At 71.4% G+C, this 18,838-nt stretch carries 18 protein-coding genes; 11 read left to right on the top strand and 7 right to left on the bottom strand.

The features are described 5' to 3' along the window. Positions 1–192: 192 nt before the first annotated feature. Complete coding sequence (gene glmU, locus HNR00_RS22005) at positions 193–1,569, bottom strand: bifunctional UDP-N-acetylglucosamine diphosphorylase/glucosamine-1-phosphate N-acetyltransferase GlmU (RefSeq protein ID WP_183573103.1); 1,377 nt, start codon at positions 1,567–1,569, stop codon at positions 193–195. A gap of 165 nt (positions 1,570–1,734) precedes the next feature. Here glmU and HNR00_RS22000 point away from each other — a divergent pair, with 165 nt between their 5' ends. Then, positions 1,735–2,049, top strand: a complete 315-nt coding sequence (locus HNR00_RS22000) for a PepSY domain-containing protein (RefSeq protein ID WP_183573101.1) — start codon at positions 1,735–1,737, stop codon at positions 2,047–2,049. A 271-nt stretch (positions 2,050–2,320) separates the two neighbouring features. Beyond that, positions 2,321–4,030, top strand: a complete 1,710-nt coding sequence (locus HNR00_RS21995) for a DEAD/DEAH box helicase (protein ID WP_183573099.1) — start codon at positions 2,321–2,323, stop codon at positions 4,028–4,030. A gap of 266 nt (positions 4,031–4,296) precedes the next feature. Here HNR00_RS21995 and HNR00_RS21990 read toward each other — a convergent pair whose 3' ends face one another. Then, a complete protein-coding gene (locus HNR00_RS21990) occupies positions 4,297–5,229 on the bottom strand; it encodes a hypothetical protein (protein ID WP_183573097.1) in 933 nt (310 codons plus the stop codon). 646 nt (positions 5,230–5,875) lie between these two features. On the opposite strand from HNR00_RS21990, the gene HNR00_RS21985 reads away from it, so the two are divergent. The 8 genes from HNR00_RS21985 (at position 5,876) to HNR00_RS21950 (ending at position 12,041) form a co-directional block, all read left to right on the top strand. After that, positions 5,876–7,312: an ATP-binding protein gene (locus HNR00_RS21985; RefSeq protein ID WP_246390919.1), complete on the top strand. Its 1,437-nt coding sequence runs from the start codon at positions 5,876–5,878 to the stop codon at positions 7,310–7,312. 82 nt (positions 7,313–7,394) lie between these two features. Then, positions 7,395–8,063: a response regulator transcription factor gene (locus HNR00_RS21980; RefSeq protein WP_183573111.1), complete on the top strand. Its 669-nt coding sequence runs from the start codon at positions 7,395–7,397 to the stop codon at positions 8,061–8,063. Positions 8,064–8,073: 10 nt separating this feature from the next. Next, positions 8,074–8,739 (top strand): TenA family protein, encoded by a 666-nt coding sequence (locus HNR00_RS21975; protein WP_183573093.1) that lies wholly within the window; start codon positions 8,074–8,076, stop codon positions 8,737–8,739. Continuing rightward, positions 8,720–9,511, top strand: a complete 792-nt coding sequence (locus HNR00_RS21970; protein ID WP_183573091.1) for a DJ-1/PfpI family protein — start codon at positions 8,720–8,722, stop codon at positions 9,509–9,511. The genes HNR00_RS21975 and HNR00_RS21970 overlap by 20 nt, the downstream gene beginning before the upstream one ends. Positions 9,512–9,610: 99 nt before the next feature. After that, positions 9,611–10,291, top strand: coding sequence for a DUF1223 domain-containing protein (locus tag HNR00_RS21965; RefSeq protein WP_183573089.1), 681 nt, complete (start codon positions 9,611–9,613; stop codon positions 10,289–10,291). Between the two features lie 85 nt (positions 10,292–10,376). Further along, positions 10,377–10,631: a pentapeptide MXKDX repeat protein gene (locus HNR00_RS21960; protein ID WP_183573087.1), complete on the top strand. Its 255-nt coding sequence runs from the start codon at positions 10,377–10,379 to the stop codon at positions 10,629–10,631. Between the two features lie 155 nt (positions 10,632–10,786). Beyond that, positions 10,787–11,383, top strand: a complete 597-nt coding sequence (locus tag HNR00_RS21955) for a sigma-70 family RNA polymerase sigma factor (RefSeq protein WP_183573085.1) — start codon at positions 10,787–10,789, stop codon at positions 11,381–11,383. A gap of 7 nt (positions 11,384–11,390) precedes the next feature. Continuing rightward, complete coding sequence (locus HNR00_RS21950; RefSeq protein ID WP_183573109.1) at positions 11,391–12,041, top strand: NrsF family protein; 651 nt, start codon at positions 11,391–11,393, stop codon at positions 12,039–12,041. A gap of 32 nt (positions 12,042–12,073) precedes the next feature. Here the strand turns inward: HNR00_RS21950 and HNR00_RS21945 are convergent, their stop codons facing one another. Next, positions 12,074–13,543 (bottom strand): NCS1 family nucleobase:cation symporter-1, encoded by a 1,470-nt coding sequence (locus HNR00_RS21945; protein ID WP_183573083.1) that lies wholly within the window; start codon positions 13,541–13,543, stop codon positions 12,074–12,076. Between the two features lie 313 nt (positions 13,544–13,856). Between HNR00_RS21945 and HNR00_RS21940 the strand changes: the two genes are divergently transcribed. Further along, positions 13,857–15,347 carry an amino acid permease gene (locus HNR00_RS21940; protein ID WP_183573081.1) on the top strand — a complete coding sequence of 497 codons (1,491 nt, stop codon included), beginning with the start codon at positions 13,857–13,859 and terminating at the stop codon, positions 15,345–15,347. A 102-nt stretch (positions 15,348–15,449) separates the two neighbouring features. On the opposite strand, the gene HNR00_RS21935 is transcribed toward HNR00_RS21940, so the two are convergent. The 4 genes from HNR00_RS21935 to HNR00_RS21920 form a co-directional block, all read right to left on the bottom strand. Then, positions 15,450–15,650: a hypothetical protein gene (locus HNR00_RS21935; RefSeq protein WP_183573079.1), complete on the bottom strand. Its 201-nt coding sequence runs from the start codon at positions 15,648–15,650 to the stop codon at positions 15,450–15,452. A gap of 14 nt (positions 15,651–15,664) precedes the next feature. Then, positions 15,665–16,570 (bottom strand): MBL fold metallo-hydrolase, encoded by a 906-nt coding sequence (locus HNR00_RS21930; RefSeq protein WP_183573077.1) that lies wholly within the window; start codon positions 16,568–16,570, stop codon positions 15,665–15,667. A gap of 198 nt (positions 16,571–16,768) precedes the next feature. After that, positions 16,769–17,980: a L,D-transpeptidase family protein gene (locus HNR00_RS21925; RefSeq protein ID WP_376770404.1), complete on the bottom strand. Its 1,212-nt coding sequence runs from the start codon at positions 17,978–17,980 to the stop codon at positions 16,769–16,771. A 121-nt stretch (positions 17,981–18,101) separates the two neighbouring features. After that, positions 18,102–18,617: a Ros/MucR family transcriptional regulator gene (locus HNR00_RS21920; RefSeq protein WP_312886103.1), complete on the bottom strand. Its 516-nt coding sequence runs from the start codon at positions 18,615–18,617 to the stop codon at positions 18,102–18,104. Between the last annotated feature and the right edge of the window lie 221 nt (positions 18,618–18,838).

Genomic DNA, 18,838 nt, shown 5'->3' with positions numbered 1-18,838 from the left:
GGACGGCCTCCTCGCTTGAGATCTGCAACGACCTCAATCTGGCACACACGATGCCGTCGGGGGCCGTCCACCCCATCACCCGTGATGCGCGGTTGAGACAGGGCGTCGAGGCCATTCGTGGATTGCACGCCTCCGGCGCGCCCCTTCGGGTCCGGGTTCGCCTTCGGCGACCCGGAATGACGGTGGGGGCAATCAGTCGTTTTTCGCGGCTTTCGCCGCCTTCAGCGTCTGCCGCAGCACTTTTGCCGCGCCCTCCCGGGTCGTCTGCCGCCCGCGGGCGAGCGCGAGGGCGTCGGCGGGCACGTCGCGGGTGATGACTGAGCCGGCGCCGATCAACGCGCCGTCGCCGATGTTGACGGGGGCGACCAGCGCCGAGTTCGAGCCGATGAAGGCGCCCGCGCCGATCACGGTCTTATGCTTCGACACGCCGTCGTAATTGCAGGTGATGGTGCCCGCGCCGATATTGGCGCCCGCGCCCACCTCGGCATCACCCAAATAAGTCAGGTGCGAGGCCTTGGCGCCCGCGTGCAGGGTCGCGTTCTTCACCTCGACGAAGTTGCCGAGATGGACGCCCGCCTCCAGCACCGCGCCGCCGCGCAGGCGCACGTGCGGGCCGATATCGGCGCCGGCCATCAGCCGGGAATCGTGCAGGTGCGAGAAGGCGCGGATCGTGCAGCCGTCGCCGATCACCACGCCGGGGCCGAACACGCAATGCGGCTCCACGGTCACGTCGCGGCCGAGCACGGTGTCGGCGCTGAGGAAGACCGTCTCGGGGGCGACCAGCGTCGCGCCGCCGAGCTGGGCCGCGCGGCGCAGGCGCGCCTGGATCGCGGCCTCCGCCACCGAGAGCTGGACCCGGTCGTTGACGCCGAGCGCCTCGTCCTCGGCGACATCCACGACCGTGACCGGGAGGCCGTCGGCGACGGCAAGCGCGACCGCGTCGGTGAGGTAGTATTCGCGGTTGGCGTTGTCGTTGCCGATGCGCGTGAGCAGCGACAGGGCGTGCTCGCCTGAGAGCGCCATCAGCCCGGCATTGGACAGGCGCACCGCCCGCTCGTCCGCGCTCGCGTCCTTTTCCTCGCGGATGGCCACGACGCGGCCCCCCTCGGTCAGCACCCGGCCGTAGCCGGTCGGGTCGCGCGCCTCGAAGGCCAGCACCGCCACCGCCGCGCCCTCGCGCAAGGGAGCGCGCAGCCGCGCATAGGTCTGCGCGGTGATGAGCGGCGTGTCGCCGAAGGCCACGAGCACGTCGGCCTGGCTGCCTTCGATCGCCGCGCGGGCGGCGAGCACGGCATGCGCCGTGCCGAGGCGCTCGGCCTGGGGATGGGTGCTGGCGCCCGGTGCCATGCGGGCGACCTCGTCGGCCACATCGGCGCGGCCGGGCTCGACCACCACGGCGAGTTGTTGCGCACCCGCCTCCTGCACGGCGGCCAGCACGTGGCCGAGCATCGAGCGGTTCGCCAGCGCGTGCAGCACCTTGGGCCGCTCCGAGCGCATCCGCGTGCCCTTGCCGGCGGCGAGCACAATCGCGGTGAACCCGCCCCCCGCCGTGCCGTGATCCGCGCTCATCCGTCCGGTCCCCGCCGCTGGTCCTGTCGGCGGCGGTGTAGCCGATCCGCGCCCGGGCGCGAAGGCCGCGCCCGCGGCTGACATTTGCCTGACAGGGGCCGTCAGGCTCGCGCGGCGCACCGGGCGCTATCGAGGCGGGGTCTTCTTCCAACCCAGGAGCTTTCGATGACCCGGACTTTCGCGACCAAGATTCTTGCCGGTGGCCTCTTCGCGGCCGGCCTCTTCACCGTCCCGGCGCTGGCCGACGACCGGCCCGGCCCCGACTGGATGCCGATCGAAGGGGCGGTGCGCGCCCTCGAACAGGCCGGCTATTCCGGCGTCCGCGAGCTTGAGGCCGACGACGGCGTCTGGGAGGGCAAGGCCGTGAAGGACGGCCGCAGCGTCAAGGTGAAGGTCGATCCGCACAGCGGCGCCGTCACCGAGAAGGCCGCCAAGGCGAAGGATTCGGGCAAGCACGACGCGGACGGCGACGACGATTGAGCCCTCCGCTCGCTGTCATTCCGGGGCCGCGCAGCGGAACCCGGAATCCACGACGGGCCGCGGCGCACTTCCCGCATCCGCGCATCTCGGGTGGATTCCGGGTTCGCCTCCGGCGCCCCGGAATGACGCTGGAGGGAAGGGGCACTGGCCTGAGCCGCCGCCCTCGGTGCAACGCCGCCGCGCGGCCGGCGTAGTGGTCGGCGGCCCGACGAAGCGCTAGAAGCTCAGCACCGATTCCCGATCCGGCCCCCTTGGCCGTGAAGGCGACCCCTTGCCCTTTCCGCCCCTGCCCACTCCCCTCGCCCGGGCGCTCGACGCGCGCAGCTACGCCGAGCCCACCCCCGTCCAGCAGGCCGTGCTCGACGCCGAGGCCGGGCGCGACCTGCTCGTCTCGGCCCAGACCGGCTCGGGCAAGACCGTCGCCTTCGGGCTCGCCATCGCCAACACGCTGCTCGACGAATCCGATGCCCTGCCCCCGCCCGGCGCGCCGCTGGCGCTCGCCATCGCGCCCACCCGCGAACTCGCCCTCCAAGTGCAGCGCGAGCTGATGTGGCTCTACGCCGAGACCGGCGCCCGGGTGATCGCCAACGTCGGCGGCATGGACCCGCGCCGGGAATCGCGCGCGCTGGAGGCCGGCACCCACATCGTCGTCGGCACGCCGGGGCGCCTGCGCGACCATCTGGAGCGCGGCCGGCTCGTCACCGAGAACCTGCGGGCGGTCGTCCTCGACGAGGCCGACGAGATGCTCGACATGGGGTTCCGCGAGGATCTCGAGTTCATTCTCGCCGCGACCCCGTCCGAGCGGCGCACGCTGCTGTTCTCGGCCACGCTCCCCAAGGCCATCGTGACGCTGGCCGAGCGCTACCAGCGCGACGCCCTGCGCCTCGCCGTGGCGGGCGAGACCCGCGGCCACGCCGACATCGCCTACCGTGCCGTCCGGGTGATGCCGCGCGAGGTCGAGCACGCCGTCGTCAACGTACTGCGCTTCATCGATGCGCCGGTCTCGATCGTGTTCTGCAACACCCGCGACGGGGTGCGCCATCTCCAGGCCTCGCTGACCGAGCGCGGCTTCTCGGCCGTGGCGCTCTCGGGCGAACTGGGACAAGGCGAGCGCAACGCCGCGCTCCAGGCGCTGCGTGACGGCCGCGCCCGCGTCTGCGTGGCCACCGATGTGGCCGCCCGCGGCATCGACCTGCCGGGCCTCGACCTCGTCATCCATGCCGACCTGCCCCACGACGCCGAGGTGATGCAGCACCGCTCCGGCCGCACCGGCCGCGCCGGCCGGAAGGGCACGAGCGTGGTGCTGGTGCCGGCCTCGCGGCGGCGGCGCGCCGAGCAGATGTTCGCGGTCGCCCGCGTCAACGTCGAGTGGAGCGGCCCGCCGACGGCGGACGAGATCCGCGTGCTCGACCGCGAGCGGATGATGGCCGATCCGCTGCTCGCCGAAGTCGAGACGGACGAGGACCGCGACTGGGAGAAGGAATGGGCCGAGGCCCTGCTGGAGCGCTTCCCGCCGGAGCGCCTCGCGGCCTCGCTGGCCCGGCTCTACCGCTCGCGCATCCCCGTGCCGGAGGACGTGACCGATCCGGGCTTCGAGCCGCCGCGCCGCGCCGATCCCCGCGTCGGCGCGCCCATCGGCGCCCCGCGCGTGGGCGACGACGAGCCCGGCGTCTGGTTCACGCTCAACATGGGCCGGCGCGACCGGGCCGAGCCGCGCCGCCTGCTGCCGATGCTGACCCGCCGCGGCGGGATCGGGCGCGGCGACATCGGCGCGATCCGCATCTTCGACCGCGAGACCACCTTCGAGATCCGCGGCAGCGCGGCCGACGCCTTCGCCGACGCCTTCGCCCGCCGGGGCCCGCCCGACGTGCGCGTCGAGCGGATGCAGGGCGAGGCGCCCGCCGCCGGCAAGCCGCCCAAGAGCCCGCGGGCCGCCAAGCACCGCCGCGAGGTCGTCGGCAAGACGGCGCAAAGACGCTGATTCTTTTGGAATTTTTGAGGCGGCCGCATTCTCGGGCGCCTCAGAGAAACCCGCGCCGTCATTGCGAGGCGGAGCCGAAGCAATCCAGCGCTCCGCACGGTCCGGAAAAGGCACGCCGCCGATGACGGGACGGTCGAAGCCGTCTTGCCTTAGCCAGCACGGTCGCGCCCTGGATTGCTTCGGCTCCGCCTCGCAATGACGGCGAGATAACACGGAGGCCGTGGGGAACGACTCCCGCGCTGAACGCTGCGACCGAGCCCCGGCCCCTACTCCCCGTCCTTCTTGCCCATCAGCCCGCCGACGGTGGCGTTCCAGCCGTCGCGGAGCTGGCGGCCGCCGGGGATCTTCATGCCGAGCAGTTCGGGCTCGTCGTCCGCCGCCGCCGCGGCGGGCGCGGGCGCGGGGGCCGGGCTCGGTGCGGCGGGGGTGGCCTCGGCCGTCGTCACGCGGGTGCGGGCGGTCGGCTTGCGCGCGGCCTCGGCCTTCTCGGGGCGCGGCGTCGCCTTCGCTTCCGCCTTGGGCGACTCGGGTTTGGGGGCCTCCGGCTTCAGAGCCTCCGCCTTGCCCGGCAGGGAGACGAAGCGGGCCGGCTGCTCCGCCTTGGCCCGCACCGTCTCGGCGCGGGCAGGCGCCAGGGTCGCGGCGACCTTCGCCGGGGTGACGGGCGCCGCCGTCCGGGCCGGTGCCAGGGTCGTGGCCGGTTCGATCGGCAGGTTCGGGCGCCCGGAGACCGCGGCGCGGACGGGCTCGGCCTTTTGTTCGGAAGCCTCGATCTTGGCGACCGCAGGCTTGGCGACCGCAGGCTTGGCGATCTCGGCGCGAAACGGCTCGGCCTTCGCCGCAGCCTGGGCCGGCGGTACGGCCGGCGCCGGGGCGGCGGGCGCGGCCTCAGCCCGCTGCGGCGGCGGCTCGGTAGGAGGCAGGGACAGGCGGGTCGGCGCAGGCGTCGGGCCCTCGGCGAGCGCCGGCACGCCGTCCTTCAGGTCGGGCCATTGCGAGGCCACCGGGGCGACCGGAACCGGCCGGACCCGCGGATCGGCGAGGCCGGAGAAGAACGAGAACGCCCCGGCGGTGAAGCCCGCGAGCGCGGCCCCGCCCAGCACGATCCCGGCGGCGAGACGCAGGCGCGGGCGCGCCCCGACGGCGCGCGGCGGGCCCGCGTTCGGGCGGGTCTCGGACGGATGGATCGCCACCGACATGCGGCTGGCCTCTTGCACGTTGTACCCCTGCAACAACTCCGCCTCGACAATGCGGCGGCAAGATGTCCTGACAGTCCGATCCAGTGTTCGGGCGGCCGCCATCCCCGCGAATGCGCCCGCGAATCTGACGACGACTCCGATCCGGTCGGGGCTTTTCGAGTCTTGCCGGATCGCACGAGCCTAACCCGAGGCTCCGGCGGGCTCACGACTCTTAACGTCGGCAGGTTTAACGGAGGGTGCATGCCGCCCTTGGGCCCGGTGACGCGCGGCGGGACGCTGCGTCGGCGTTCCCGAACCCGACGGCGAGGAGACTCCGCCTTGCCGTCGGCCCCCGCGACGGCGGGGCGGCGGGCGTCCGCCGAGCGCGCCGAGTCCGATCGACGGTCGGACTTGGCGCAACGGAATAAGAGAAACATCAGTGCGCCGGCTCCGGCCGCGGCACCCGACGCCATGGACTTTCGTCCACCGATCGGCCACGGTGCCGCCCGTGCCGAAACCGCAGGAATTCGAGACCTTTAACCGATGCGGACTTGCCGAATGATCCCGAGCGCGCCGCGCCGGGCGACGGCCTGACCGATCGCGAGGCTCCGTGCCGCATCCCTCCGCTCCAGCCGAGATGTCCCCGAGCCAGGCGCCCTCTCCCGACATGGCTGCCAAAAGCCCGGCCGCGGCCCGCGCCGCGCCGTTCTGGGCCGGCTGGCCGACGCGCCGGCGCCTGATCCTCACCGTGCTGGCGATCGACGCGCTCGCCGCCCTGTTCTCCTGCGGCCTCATCGTCCTCAACGCCCGCCACGCCGTGCAGGTGGAGATGGAGGCGAGCCTCGCCACGGTAGAGCCGCTCGTCGCCGACACGATCCGCTCGCTGCGCACCCCGAGCCCCGACAGCGTGCTCCACGCCCTCGACCTGCGCTTCCAGACCTTGCGTCACGTCCGCGTCGCGATCCTCGACGCCGCGGGCGAGCGGGTCGTGTTCAGCCCCGCCGACCGGGAGCGGGACGTGCGCGAGGTGCCCGATTGGTTCGTATGGCTGATCGCCCCGGCCCCGCGCCAGCACGACCTGCCGATCCTGGTCCGGGGCGAGCGCATCGGCACCGCCGCCATCACCACCGAGCCCCTCGACGAGATTGAGGAGGTGTGGGGCTATGCCCGCTCGCTGGCGCTCGCGAGCCTCGTGCTCAACCTCGCGGTGCTGGCCGCGCTGATCGTCGCTCTGGGGCGCATCCTGCGGCCCCTGGATCAACTCGCCGACGGCCTGACCCGGCTGGAGCGCCACGACTACACCGCGCATATCGACCCGCCGGACTCGCGCGAACTCGCCGTCATCGCCGGCCGCTTCAACCGTGTGGCCGGGGCGCTCGCCGAGGCGCGGGCCGCCAACGGACGCCTCAACCGCCAGCTTCTCACCGCCCAGGACGACGAGCGCCGCCGCACGGCGCTGGAACTCCACGACGAGTTCGGCCCCTGCCTGTTCGCGCTCGAGGCCAACGCCGCCTCCGTCGCCCGGCTCGCCGCGGGCGAGGGCGTGATCGACCGAGGCCGGCTGAGCCAGCGCGCCGCCGATATCGGCAGCATCGTCGGGCAGGTGCAGACGCTGAACCGCGACCTGCTCAACCGCCTGCGCCCGCACGCGCTCGGCGAGGTGCCGCTGCCCGACTGCCTCAACCTGCTCCTGCGCGATTTTTCGCGACGCCATCCCGGCACCGTCTTCGAGGGGCGGTTCGAGGGGCTGGCGCGGGGCTACGGCGACATCGTCGACCTCACCCTGTTCCGCTGCATCCAGGAGAGCACGACCAACGCCGTGCGCCACGGCGGCGCCGCCCATGTCTGGGCCGAGGCGAACGAGGCCGCGCAGGACGGCGGGCGCCTCCTCCAGGTCAGCGTGCGCGACGATGGCGGCGGCATCGCCCCCGGCCACCGCGTCGGCCTCGGCCTGTCGGGGATGCGCGAGCGGGTCGAGGCGCTGAGCGGGCGCTTCACCCTTGACAACGGCGCGCCGGGCACGGTTGTCCGGATCGTCATCCCGATCGACCCCGAGCACGACGGCGAGGATTTTTCCGTTTCGCCCGTGCCGCAGGAAAAGTGATGCGCCGGACATGAACGCGCAGGCCATGACCGCGACCTCGACCAAGGGGGAGGTTCCCCGCGGGTTGCCCGGAAAGGGCCCGATGGGCAAGGATGCGATGAAGGACGCCGCGAGCGTCTCGCCGGTTCTCGTCATCGACGATCACCCGATCGTGCTCCAGGGCTGCCGCCGGGTGCTGGAGGATGCCGGGATCGAGACCGTGGTGGAGGCGACCGGCGTGGTGGCGGGCTACCGCACCTTCCACCGCCTGCGCCCGCAGGTCGTGATCTGCGACCTGACCTTCCAGGGCTCGGGGCTCGCCGGCCTCGCCCTGATCCGCCGCATGCGCGCCATCGAGCCCGAGACCCGCGTGCTCGTGTTCTCGATGCACAACGATCCGGTCATCGTCTCCCGGGCGCTGGAGGCCGGCGCGCTCGGCTACGTGCTGAAGGACCACGCCTCGAACGAGCTGTTCCAGGCCTTCGAGCGGGTGCGCGTCGGCGAGGTCTTCCTCGACCGCCGGCTCGCCACCGAGGTCGCGATGCTGCGCGCCGACCCGCGCCGCACCCCCGAGACCCAGCTCACCCCGCGCGAGCAGCAGATCCTGGCCCGGCTTGCCCAGGGCAAATCCTACGGCGCCATCGCGGCCGACCTCTCGGTCTCCTACAAGACCGTCACCAACGCCTGCTCGCAGATGCGCCAGAAGCTGCGGGTGCGCACGCTCGCCGAGCTGATCCACGTGGCGGTGACGCAGGCGCAGCGGCAAGGATGAGCGGTTCTCGATGACGCGCTTCTCCGAGGAAGCCTGGGCGCGGAATCTGGCCGCCTACGAGGCGATCCGCACCATGCCGTTCAACGCCGAACTCGCGGCGGGGACGCTGAGCGCGGAGCGCTTCCGGCGCTACATCGTGCAGGACGCGCATTACCTGATCGGCTTCGGCCGCGCCCTGGCGCTGGCCGCCGCCAAGGCGCCCGATCCCGACCGGATCGTCCAGTTCGCCCGCGGCGCCGAGACCGCCATCGTGGTCGAGCGGGCGCTGCACGGCGGTTTTTTTAAAACCTACGGCATCGACGCGGCGACGTTTGCCGCGACCTCTTTGTCCCCCGCTTGCGACCACTACGTCTCGTGGCTGCTCGCGGCGGCTTACGCCGAGCCCTACGAAGTGGTGCTCGGCGCCCTGCTCCCGTGCTTCTGGATCTACGCCGAAGTCGGCCGCGACATTTTTTCGAAATCTGCCGCGGACAACCCGTACCGGGCCTGGATCGACACCTATGCGGGGGAAGAGTTCGCGCAAGCGGTCGCCGCGATGATCGCCGCGACCGATGAGGCCGCCGAGGGCGCCTCGCCGGCCCTGCGCGCGCGGATGCACCGCGCCTATGCCCGCGCGACCCAGCTCGAATACCTGTTCTGGGACGGGGCCTACCGCGATGTCGCCTGGCCGGTCTGACGACTCAGGCCCTCTCGACCGCCGCGCCTTCACGGCGGCGGCCCTCGCGGCCGCGCTCAGCCTGCCGCAGGCCGCGGCTCTCGCCGAGCCCACAGGGCCATCGGACGTCACAAAAAAAATCGCGATCCTGCTCTATCCGGGCATGACCGCCCTCGACGTGGTCGGGCCCCAGAATCTCCTCGCGGGCCTCGGGCCCATCGAGCTGGTCGCCGCCCGCATCGGTCCGGTCGCGAGCGACACCGGCCTGTCGCTCGTCGCGACCCACGATTTCGAGACCTGCACCCGCGACCTCGACGTGCTCCTCGTGCCCGGCGGCGACGGCACGCCCGCGCAGATGCGCGATGGCGCCGCCCTCGCCTTCCTCGCTGATCGGGCGCAGCGCGCGACCTGGGTCACCAGCGTCTGCACCGGTTCGCTGATCCTGGGCGCGGCGGGCCTGCTGCGGGGCTACCGCGCCACCTCGCACTGGTGCGTGCGCGACACGGTGCTGCCGCTCTTCGGCGCCGAGCCGGTCGATTCCCGCGTCGTGTTCGACCGCAACCGCGTCACGTCGGCCGGCGTCTCCGCCGGCCTCGACTTCGCGCTCGCGCTCGCCGCCCGCCTGCGCGGCGAGGCTTACGCGAAGACCGCGCAGCTCGTGGCGGCGTACGCGCCGCAGCCGCCCTTCGCGGCGGGCACGCCGGCGGAGGCCGGGGCCGAGACGGTGCGGGCGGCCGACGCGATCCTGGCGGACCTCGTGGCCGGGGCGCGGGCGGCGGCGTCGGGCCGCTGAGCCGGCCCGGCACGATCGGGCGTGCCTCACCCGCGACCGTCGTAACGTCCCGCGCTCCCGAAGCGAAGGAGATGCGACACGCCTACAGGGAGCCTGCCGATGAACCTTCGCCGCTTCGCACTGATCGCATGCTTGCTCTTGCCCGGGACGGCGCTTGCCCGCGAGCGTCCGGTCGTCCTCGAACTGTTCACGTCGCAGGGCTGCTCGTCCTGCCCGCCGGCCGAAAAGCTGCTCGGGGAGTATGCCGGCCGCGCCGACGTGCTGCCGCTCGGCTTCCACGTCACCTACTGGAACCGCTTGGGCTGGCGCGACACCTTCTCGTTCGAGGGCGCGACGCAGCGTCAGGCCGCCTACGAGAGCCGGCTCGGCAGCGGGACCTCGTTCACGCCGCAGATGGTGATCGACGGCCGCACCAGCGCGATCGGCTCGCGCCGCGAGGAGGTCGCGGCGGCGATCCGCAAGGCGAGCGCCGAGCGCGAGGACGACGTCGAGGTCGCGCTCTCCCGAAGCGGCGGCGGCGTCACGGTCCGCGTCGGCGCGGGCCGCGGGCGGGCCGAGATCCTGCTGGTCGGCTTCGACCGCGCGCGCACCACGCCGATCGGGCGCGGCGAGAACGGCGGACGCACCATCACCCAGTCGAACGTCGTCCGCTCGCTCCGCAGCCTCGGCCCGTGGACGGGCCGGCCGGTCGAGCGCGGCGAGGCGGCTCCCGAGGGCGAGGACGCGGCGGTGATCCTGCAGGCGCCGGACGGGCGCATCCTGGGGGCGGCGCGGCTGTAACCGCCGGCGCGCCCCGACGAATAGAGCGTACGAGGCCCGACCGGACCTCTTCGATGCCACTCCCTCAATGCCCCGGAGACTCACGATGAAGCATCCCGTCACGACCGCCCTCTCGGCCGTTCTCCTGTCGCTCGCCGCGGCGACGGCGCCCGCGCTCGCCATGGAGCCCATGAAAGGCGACGCGATGAAGAGCGAGACGACCAAGGGCGAGGCGATGAAGAGCGACAAGATGATGAAGGACGGCTCCGCCAAGACGGATTCGATGCACAAGGACTCCATGCACAAGGACGGCATGATGAAGTCCGACGGGACCAACAAGGACGCGATGAAGAAGAACTGATCCGCCCCCGCCGCGCGTCGGCCGGGCGAAAACAGACGCCCGGCCGTTCGGATGACGCCATGATCGCTCTGCCGACAGGAGCCACGCTCCGCCTCCCCCCACCGTTCGCAGGCGAACCGGATCCCCTGCGCACGAACCGCGCGCTACACACAGGCATGGACAGGCGCGGCGAATCGGCCAACGCTCTCGAACAGATGCTCTCGGCGGCCATGGCGGCGGCGCAGGCCGGCGACCGGGGGGCCTATCGCGGCCTGCTGCGCGCCTGCATGCCAGTGATCGCGGCGACCGCACGCGGCAAGGGGCTGACCGGGGAGGCGGTCGAGGACGTGGTGCAGGAGACGCTGCTGACGATCCACCGGGCGCGGGCGAGCTACGATCCCGCCCGCCCCTTCCTGCCCTGGCTGCGCGCCATCGCCCAGCGGCGGACGATCGACGCCCTGCGTCTGCGCAAGCGGCGCGCGCCGGAGGCGCACGATCCGGTCGCCTACGAGGCCTATGCCGACGAGACCCTTCCGGCGGCGGGCCAGGGGATCGAGGCGCGCGAGCGCGACGCGCGGCTGGCGCGGGCCATCGCGGCGCTGCCCGAGGGCCAGCGTCAGGCCGTGGAGCAACTGAGCCTGCGCGAGCATTCATTGAAGGAGGCCGCCGCGATCACCGGCCGCAGCACCGGCGCGATCAAGGTCAACCTGCATCGGGCCCTCAAGGCCCTGCGCACGGCGCTGGCGAAGGACCGGAGCGACGGCCATGTCTGATCCGGTCATGTCCGACGCCGCCCGCCGCGACCGCCTCGTCGAGGATCTCGCGGGCGACCTCGAACCGGTGGGCCGGCTCGCAGCACCCTCCGTGCGGGCGCTCGCGTGGCTGGCGGCCGTGCTCAGCCTCGCCGTCCTGCTGGCGCCGATGGCCGATCTCCATACGATGCGCGTGCGCCTTCAGGTGCCCGACCTGTGCGGGGCGGCGATCGGGGCGTGTCTCACGGCGCTCTGCGCGGCGCTCGCCGCCTTCCAGACCAGCGTGCCGGGCCGCTCGCGGCTCTGGGCGCTGCTGCCCCTGCCGCCGCTCGCGCTCTGGGTCGGCGCGAGCGGGCTCGGCTGCCTGCGGGCCTGGATCGCCCCGGATTCCAACATCGCCGATGCGGCGGAGATGCGCGGCTGCATCTACTTCCTGCTCGGTGTCTCGCTGCCGCTCTCGGCGCTGCTCGTGGTGATGCTGCGCCGCGCCTGCCCGATGCGGCCGAACCTCACGGCCGCGCTCGGCGGCCTCGCCACGGCCGCCGCCGCGGCCGCGCTGCTGGTGCCGTTCCATCCGCACGACGCCACGGCCAGCGATCTGGCCGTCCATGCGCTCGGCGTCCTCGTGATCGTCGCGCTCAACGGCCTCGCCGGCGGCCGCTTGCTGGATCGCCGCTGAGCGCGGCGTGACCGCGCCGGCCTCCGCCCCCTTCAGATCGTCGCCGGGCGCGTGACGACGGGAGCGCCCCGCATCAGCAGCACCTGAAACAGGCCGCCGAGCACGGCGCCGAGCGCCCAGCCCCAGTCGCCGCCGTTCGCGATGTGGCCCAGGGCGCCGAGGACGGAGAGGCCGATCGAGAACAGGCTCGAGGCCGCCAGCGCGATCAGCGCCCGCCGGTTCCAGCCGCCCTCGTAGTAGAGCGAGCCGTTCGGATCCATCGTGTAGAGGTGTTCGAGGATCACCTTCTGCTTCTTCACGACGTAGTAGTCGGCGATCATGATGCCGAACATCGGCCCCAGCACGGCGCCGAACACGCTGACGAAGGCGGTGATCGCCTGCGGGCTCGACACGAAGAGCCACGGGCACACCAGCACCGAGAGGATCGAGGTGATCAGGCCGCCGAGCTTGAAGTCGATCTTTTCCGGGTAGAGGTTGGCGATGTCGTAGGCGGGCGAGACGAAGTTCGCCACGATGTTGATCCCCATCGTCGCGACGATGAAGGTGATCGAGCCGAGCGCCACGATCCACGGATTGCCGATCCGCTCGACGATCTCGACCGGGTCCATGATCGCCTTGCCGAAGACCTGCACGGTGCCGGCGGTGACGATCACCGTGATGATGGCGAACACGATGAAGTTCACCGGAAGGCCGAGGAAGTTGCCGACCGTCATCGCCCGCTCGTCCTTCGCGAAGCGGGCGAAATCGCCGAAGTTCAGGAGCAAGGCGGCGAAATAGGCGATGATCAGCATCGCCGCGTTGAGGATGTGCCAGAGCGTCGAGCCCTCGGCGGCCGGGGCGAGCTGCAGCGACAGGCTGGAGGTCCCGGTCTTCGCCAGGATCCAGATCGCGAGAGCGAACATCACGAGGTAGACGACCGGGCCGCAGAAATCGATGAACCTGCGGATCGTCTCCATCCCGTTGAGGAAGATCAGCAACTGGAACAACCACATGAACAGGAAGCTGAACCAGCCGAGCGGCGACAGGCCGAAGAGACTGCCGTGCGTATATGCTTCGGCCGCCGGCCAGAACGTGAGGATCAGGACCTGCACCGCCTTGGAGGCGAAGTAGGTCTGGACCCCGTACCAGACGATCCCGACGATGCCGCGCAGGATCGCGGCGAGGTTGGCGCCCATGACGCCGAACGACATCCGCGCGACGACGGGAAACGGCGTGCCGTATCGCAGCGAGGGCCGGCCGATCAGGTTCATCAGCACATTGACCACGGCGATGCCGACCACCATCGCGGCCAGCACCTCCCAGCCCGTCAGCCCGAGGAAGAACAGGCTGGCGGCGAACGTGTAGCCGCCGACCGAGTGGACGTCGGACATCCACATCGAGAAGATGCTGAAGGCGCCCCAGGTCCGCCCCTCGGGCGCCGTCGGCGCCAGATCGGGGCTGTAGAGCTTCGGATCCGCGCCGGCCACGGCGAGGACCGGCGACGTCTCGTGAGATCCCGACAAGGGCGCCTCCGCTGGAGTCTTGTCTGGCTTGGCAACTCATATGCCAAGATGAGGCCGGCGATAAATTTCCTGGCGCGGAGGCGGGGCAGTGATGTTCGCGCCAAGTCTGGTCGATCGACGGGATCTATTCCATCAAATCCTCGCGAGGCCGCGGTCTGCGGAGCCGGCACACAGTGACGGACCGGCCCGTTCCTTGCCCTTGGAATTCGCGTCAGATCGTTGGCAGGACGGCGGTTTCGGGATTGATCTCGATTGCCTGAGAACCAGATCGGATCACGGCAAAGGTTCCATCCAGCGGGAGCGACGGACCGACATGGCGTCAGGCTTGGCGAGCGACCTCTTCCGGATCAAGACGCTGGAGCGGCTGAACGCCGACGCGGAGGCGGGCGACAACAAGCTGGAGCGCCATCTCGGGCCCTGGAGCCTGATCGGGCTCGGCATCGGCGCGGTGATCGGGGCCGGGCTCTTTTCGCTCACCGGCATCGCGGCGGCCGAGCATGCGGGACCGGCGGTGGTCATCTCCTTCGCCATCGCGGCCATCGCCTGCGCGTTCGCCGGCATGTGCTACTCGGAGCTCGCCGGCATGATCCCGGTGGCGGGCTCGGCCTACACCTACGCCTACGCCACCATGGGCGAGTTCATCGCCTGGATCATCGGCTGGGACCTCGTGCTCGAATACGCGGTGGGGGCCGCCACCGTCTCGGTGAGCTGGTCGCGCTACGTCACGCGCTTCCTTCAGGACACGCTCGGCGTCACCCTGCCCGGGGCGTTCGCCCACTCGCCGTTCGAGACCTACCAGCTCGCCGACGGCACCATGGCCCACGGCCTCGTCAACCTGCCGGCGATCTTCATCATCGTGGCGGCCTCCGCCCTGCTCATGGTCGGCATCCGCGAGTCGGCCCGCGTCAACGGCGCGATCGTGCTCGTCAAGATCGCCGTCGTGCTCGTCGTGATCGGGGTGGGCCTGTTCTACATCAAGGCGCAGAACTACGACCCCTTCCTGCCGGCCAATACCGGCAATTTCGGCGAGTACGGCTGGAGCGGCGTGATGCGGGCGGCCGGCGTCGTGTTCTTCGCCTATGTCGGATTCGACGCGGTCTCGACCGCGGCGCAGGAGGCCAAGAACCCCCAGCGCAACATGATGATCGGCATCCTCGGCTCGCTCGCCATCTGCACGATCCTCTACATCGCGTTTGCCGGCGTGCTGACCGGCCTCGTCCATTACGACGCCATGAAGGGCGACGCGGCGCCGGTGAACACCGCCATCGCCCAGACGCCGTTCCCGTGGCTGAAGGGCCTCGTCACCTTCGGCGTGATCTGCGGCTTCTCGACCGTGATCCTCGTGCTGCTGCTCGGCCAGAGCCGGGTGTTCTACACCATGAGCCAGGACCGGCTGCTGCCGGGCTTCTTCTCGGCGATCCACCCGAAATGGAAGACGCCCTACCGCTCGAACCTGTTCTTCATGGTGTTCACCAGCGCGCTCGGCGGCTTCCTGCCGATCAGCCAGCTCGGCCACATGACCAGCATCGGCACGCTTCTGGCCTTCATCCTCGTCTGCATCGGCGTCGTCATCCTGCGCCGGACCCAGCCCGACGCGCCGCGGGCCTACCGCACCCCGCTGGTCCCGCTGGTGCCGATCCTCGGCGTCGTGTCGTGCGCCGCCATGATGGTGTCGCTCGACGGCGAGACCTGGCTGCGCCTGCTGATCTGGCTCGCCATCGGGCTGGTCATCTACTTCGCCTGGAGCCGCCGCCACAGCCGGATCGGGCGCGAGGAGGGGGATCGGGCGACGACGGCGATGTGAGGGTTCTGGCGCGGGTCGATACGCATCCGAGACGGCTTCCGGTCGGCCGCCTCGCGATGACGTTGTGGGGCGGCACCCGACGCGATCAGCCGCGAACGATGCTCAGCCGTTATCGACGACGACGTCCAACTCGGTGGCTCTGACCGTCGCGACGGTGTCGAACGGCTCTGCGATATCGACCACGTAGGCCTCGCCGTCCTTCAGGATCTCCACCACGGTGCCGGAAGCTCCGGCCGGCACGCGCTCGCCGTCCCAAGCGGTATGATCGCTGCGCAAGGAAACCGTGCCGAAGAGGCCGGGCATGTCGGCAAAAACCCTCAGGCCCGCCGCGCTACGGCCCGGACCGGCGGCTCGGCCAGCGCCACCAGCGGGCGGCCGACTTCGATCGACTGGCGCTCGCGGGCGATGAAGGCGGTGGGCATCTCGGCCTGCATCTCGGCCTCGACCACGCGCAACTGCGCGTCGGTATGGCAGGGATGGAGATGGATGATGGCGAGCGCCTTGGCACCCGCCCCTTGCGCCAGCTCCACGCCCTTCTGCCAGGTCGAGTGGCCCCAGCCCTTGCAGCAGGGATACTCGCCCTCGGTGAACATGCCGTCGTAGACGATCAGGTCGGCGCCCTCGACGAAGCGGAGAAGCGTCGGATCGGGCCAGTTCGCGCCGTGCTCGATGTCGCTGATGACGCACAGCCGCTTGCCCGCGTGGTCGAAGCGGAAGCCGGTCGAGCCTTGCGGATGGTCGAGCAGGATCGTGTCGACCCGCGAGCCGTCGGCGAAGATCAGCGGCTCACCCGCGCGGAACCCGTGATGGCGGAAGGTGCAGGGCAGGACGTCGAGGGTGACGGGGAAGAGCGGCGGCGAAAACAGCCGGTCGAGGGCCGCCTCGGCGCTCTGCCCGTCGAGGTTGCCGCACCACGTGTGGATCGTGCGCGCCGCGTCGAGCACCGCGGGCTTGAAGAACGGCAGGCCGGCGCTGTGATCGAGATGGAGATGGCTGAACAGGAGGTCGATCTCCTGGGGCAGCGCATCGCGGCAGCCTCGGCCGAAGGCGCCCAGCCCCGAGCCCGCGTCGATGACGAACAGGCGCTCGCCGCAGCGGACTTCGAGGCAGGGCGTGTTGCCGCCGAACTCGGCCGTCTCCGGGCCGCTCGTCGGCGTCGAACCGCGCACGCCCCAGAAGCGCAAGGTCAGGGCGTCGTCCTTGGCCGGACTCGTCAGGGTCATGGGTCGCTACCGTTGCCCGGGCGGACCCCCGAGCCTTCCACAGTGACAGCGCCGCCGCACGCATCCGCTTGACGATCCGCGGCGGTCCTTCGGCCCGTTATTGGGTCGGAGTGTACCGCGTTGAGATGGGCGGCGGCCATGCGGGTGTGTGTGCGAGCCCGCACACGGCGTTTTGATCTGTGTAAAGTCAAAACGAGTTCAGCGCTGCGCCACGCGCTCGACCACGGGTTGCGGATCGGCGAAGGCCGGCGGGGCGAGGCCGTCGTCGAGCGCGGCGCGCAGGAGGCGCGGCAGCGTCTCTTCGTAGCGGCGGGCCGTGGAGGCGAAGAGAGGCGTCGGCCCGCCCTCGAACGGCGCCCGGTAGGCGGCACGGACCGGATAGAACGGCGTGCCCGGCCCGATCACCGCGGCCCAGAGGCTCTCGGGCATCGCGGCGGGCGGCGCGGGCTTGCGGCGGGCGGCGATCAGGACGACCTCCTGGCCGGCATAGGCGAGCGCCTCGGGCCGGCTGACGTCGCCGACCGGAAAACCCTGGCGGATGCGGTGGGCCCAGAAGGCGTGCTGGCCGCCGTCGGAATAGGTGGTGCGCACCGCCGCCGCCCCCTCCTCGACGATCTCGGCGATGCGGGCGTTCTCGTCCCGGTGCAGGGCCTGCGCAGCGGCCTCCTTGGCCGGGTCCTTCGACGGGGCGAACGCGTAGCGCCCGGCCGTAACGCCGACGACCGGCTCCTCGCCGGTGGCCTCGAAGCGGTCGGAGCCTTCCTTGAGCTGGCGCCAGAAGGGCATGTTCGGGTCGGTGCGGTGGCGGGCCATGTTGGCCGCCGTCATCCGGAACGGAAAGGCCTGGAACTGGAAGGCGCCCTGCCCGCCGGCGAACGCCTCGCGGGCGACGGCGAACAATTCGCCCGCGACCTGATCCGTCATGGCGAAGCACCCCATCGACGAGCAGATGCCGTGGACCATGATCGCCGAGCCGGTGGCGCCGTGGGCCCGGTCGTAGGCGTTGGGATAGCCGATGTCGAAGGAGAGGTAGTAGCGCGAGTTCGGGTTCATCTGGCTCTTGGCCACGGTGTAGAACCCCTCCGGCACCTGCCGGTCGCCGGTCCTCGTCTTCGGCCCGAGCTGCCCCGACCAGCGGCAGATCGGGTAGGTCTTGATCGGCACGTAGCGGCCGGCGCCGTTGCGCTTCCACAGCTCGATCTCGGATTCGCGCTTGTAGGCCCGCAGCAGGATCGGCGCCGCCGCATGCGTGCCCTTGGCCGCCATCTTCGCCAGGGTGTCGGCGGGGATCGGCTGGCTCGCCTTGTCGGCGCGGGCCGGGAGGGCGAGCGCCATCAGCGCGAGGAGGGCCGCGAGCAGGGTGCGGAAGGAGAGGCGCGTCAAGGCAGCGGGTGCGTCGGGAGAGAGCATGCACCGTCTCGGTCGAGACCGGCGAAAAAGGCCGGCGCCGCCCGCGGCGGCGTGGGTCCGATGCCTGCGCGACATTTGAGGCGGATTTACGGGGTGCGGTCACGCCCCGAACGCCTCGCGATCAGGCTGCGGCCTTGCGGCGTCCGCCGGTCTTACGGCCCTCGCCGGTCGCGCCCTTGCGCGGGGCCGGGGCGGGCGCCTCGGAGACGGTGGCGTCGTCGTCGGCGGCCTTGGGCGGAGGCTTGCGGCGCTGCTGGCCGAGGCCGAGATCCTTGGCGAGCGCCGAGCGGGCCGCCGAATAGTTTGCCGAGACGGTCGGGTAGTCGGACGGCAGGCCGTAGCGGCGACGATAGCCCTCGATGTCCAGGCCGTGCGTGGTCAGATGGCGCTTGAGCGTCTTGTAGGGCTTGCCGTCGATGAAGGAGATCAGCGCGTCCGGCGTGATCGACTTCTTGATCTGGGCGGACGAAGCCTTCTCGATCTCTTCTTCCTGCGGCGCCTGCGGCGGCGACAGGCTGGCGAGGGCCGAGTACACCCGCGTGATCAGGGCCGGCAACTCGGCCGACGGGAGAGCGTTGGCTGCGATGTAGTTCGCGACGAGATCGGCGGCGAGTTCGACACGATCGAGCCGAGACACCTGATGGCCGTGATGCGCGAGTGCGGCACGGTCCTGCTTGCGGGCCTGGCGGCGCTGGAGAATGGTCGGCCCGTCCGCGTCGCGCGGTTCGGAGGCGCGGTCGCGCTCCGCGCTCTGATTGAGCCACGAGATCCGCGGGCGCTCCCGTTCTGCCGCGGTGAAGCGATCCTCGGGGCGCAGGAGATCGTCGGAAACGTCGCTGGCCTTCTCGGAGAGCTGGC

It is taken from the genome of Methylorubrum rhodinum (assembly GCF_014199935.1).
Lineage (GTDB): Bacteria > Pseudomonadota > Alphaproteobacteria > Rhizobiales > Beijerinckiaceae > Methylobacterium > Methylobacterium rhodinum.
Note: the sequence above shows the minus strand (reverse complement) of the source record. Positions and strands in the feature narration are given on the sequence as shown.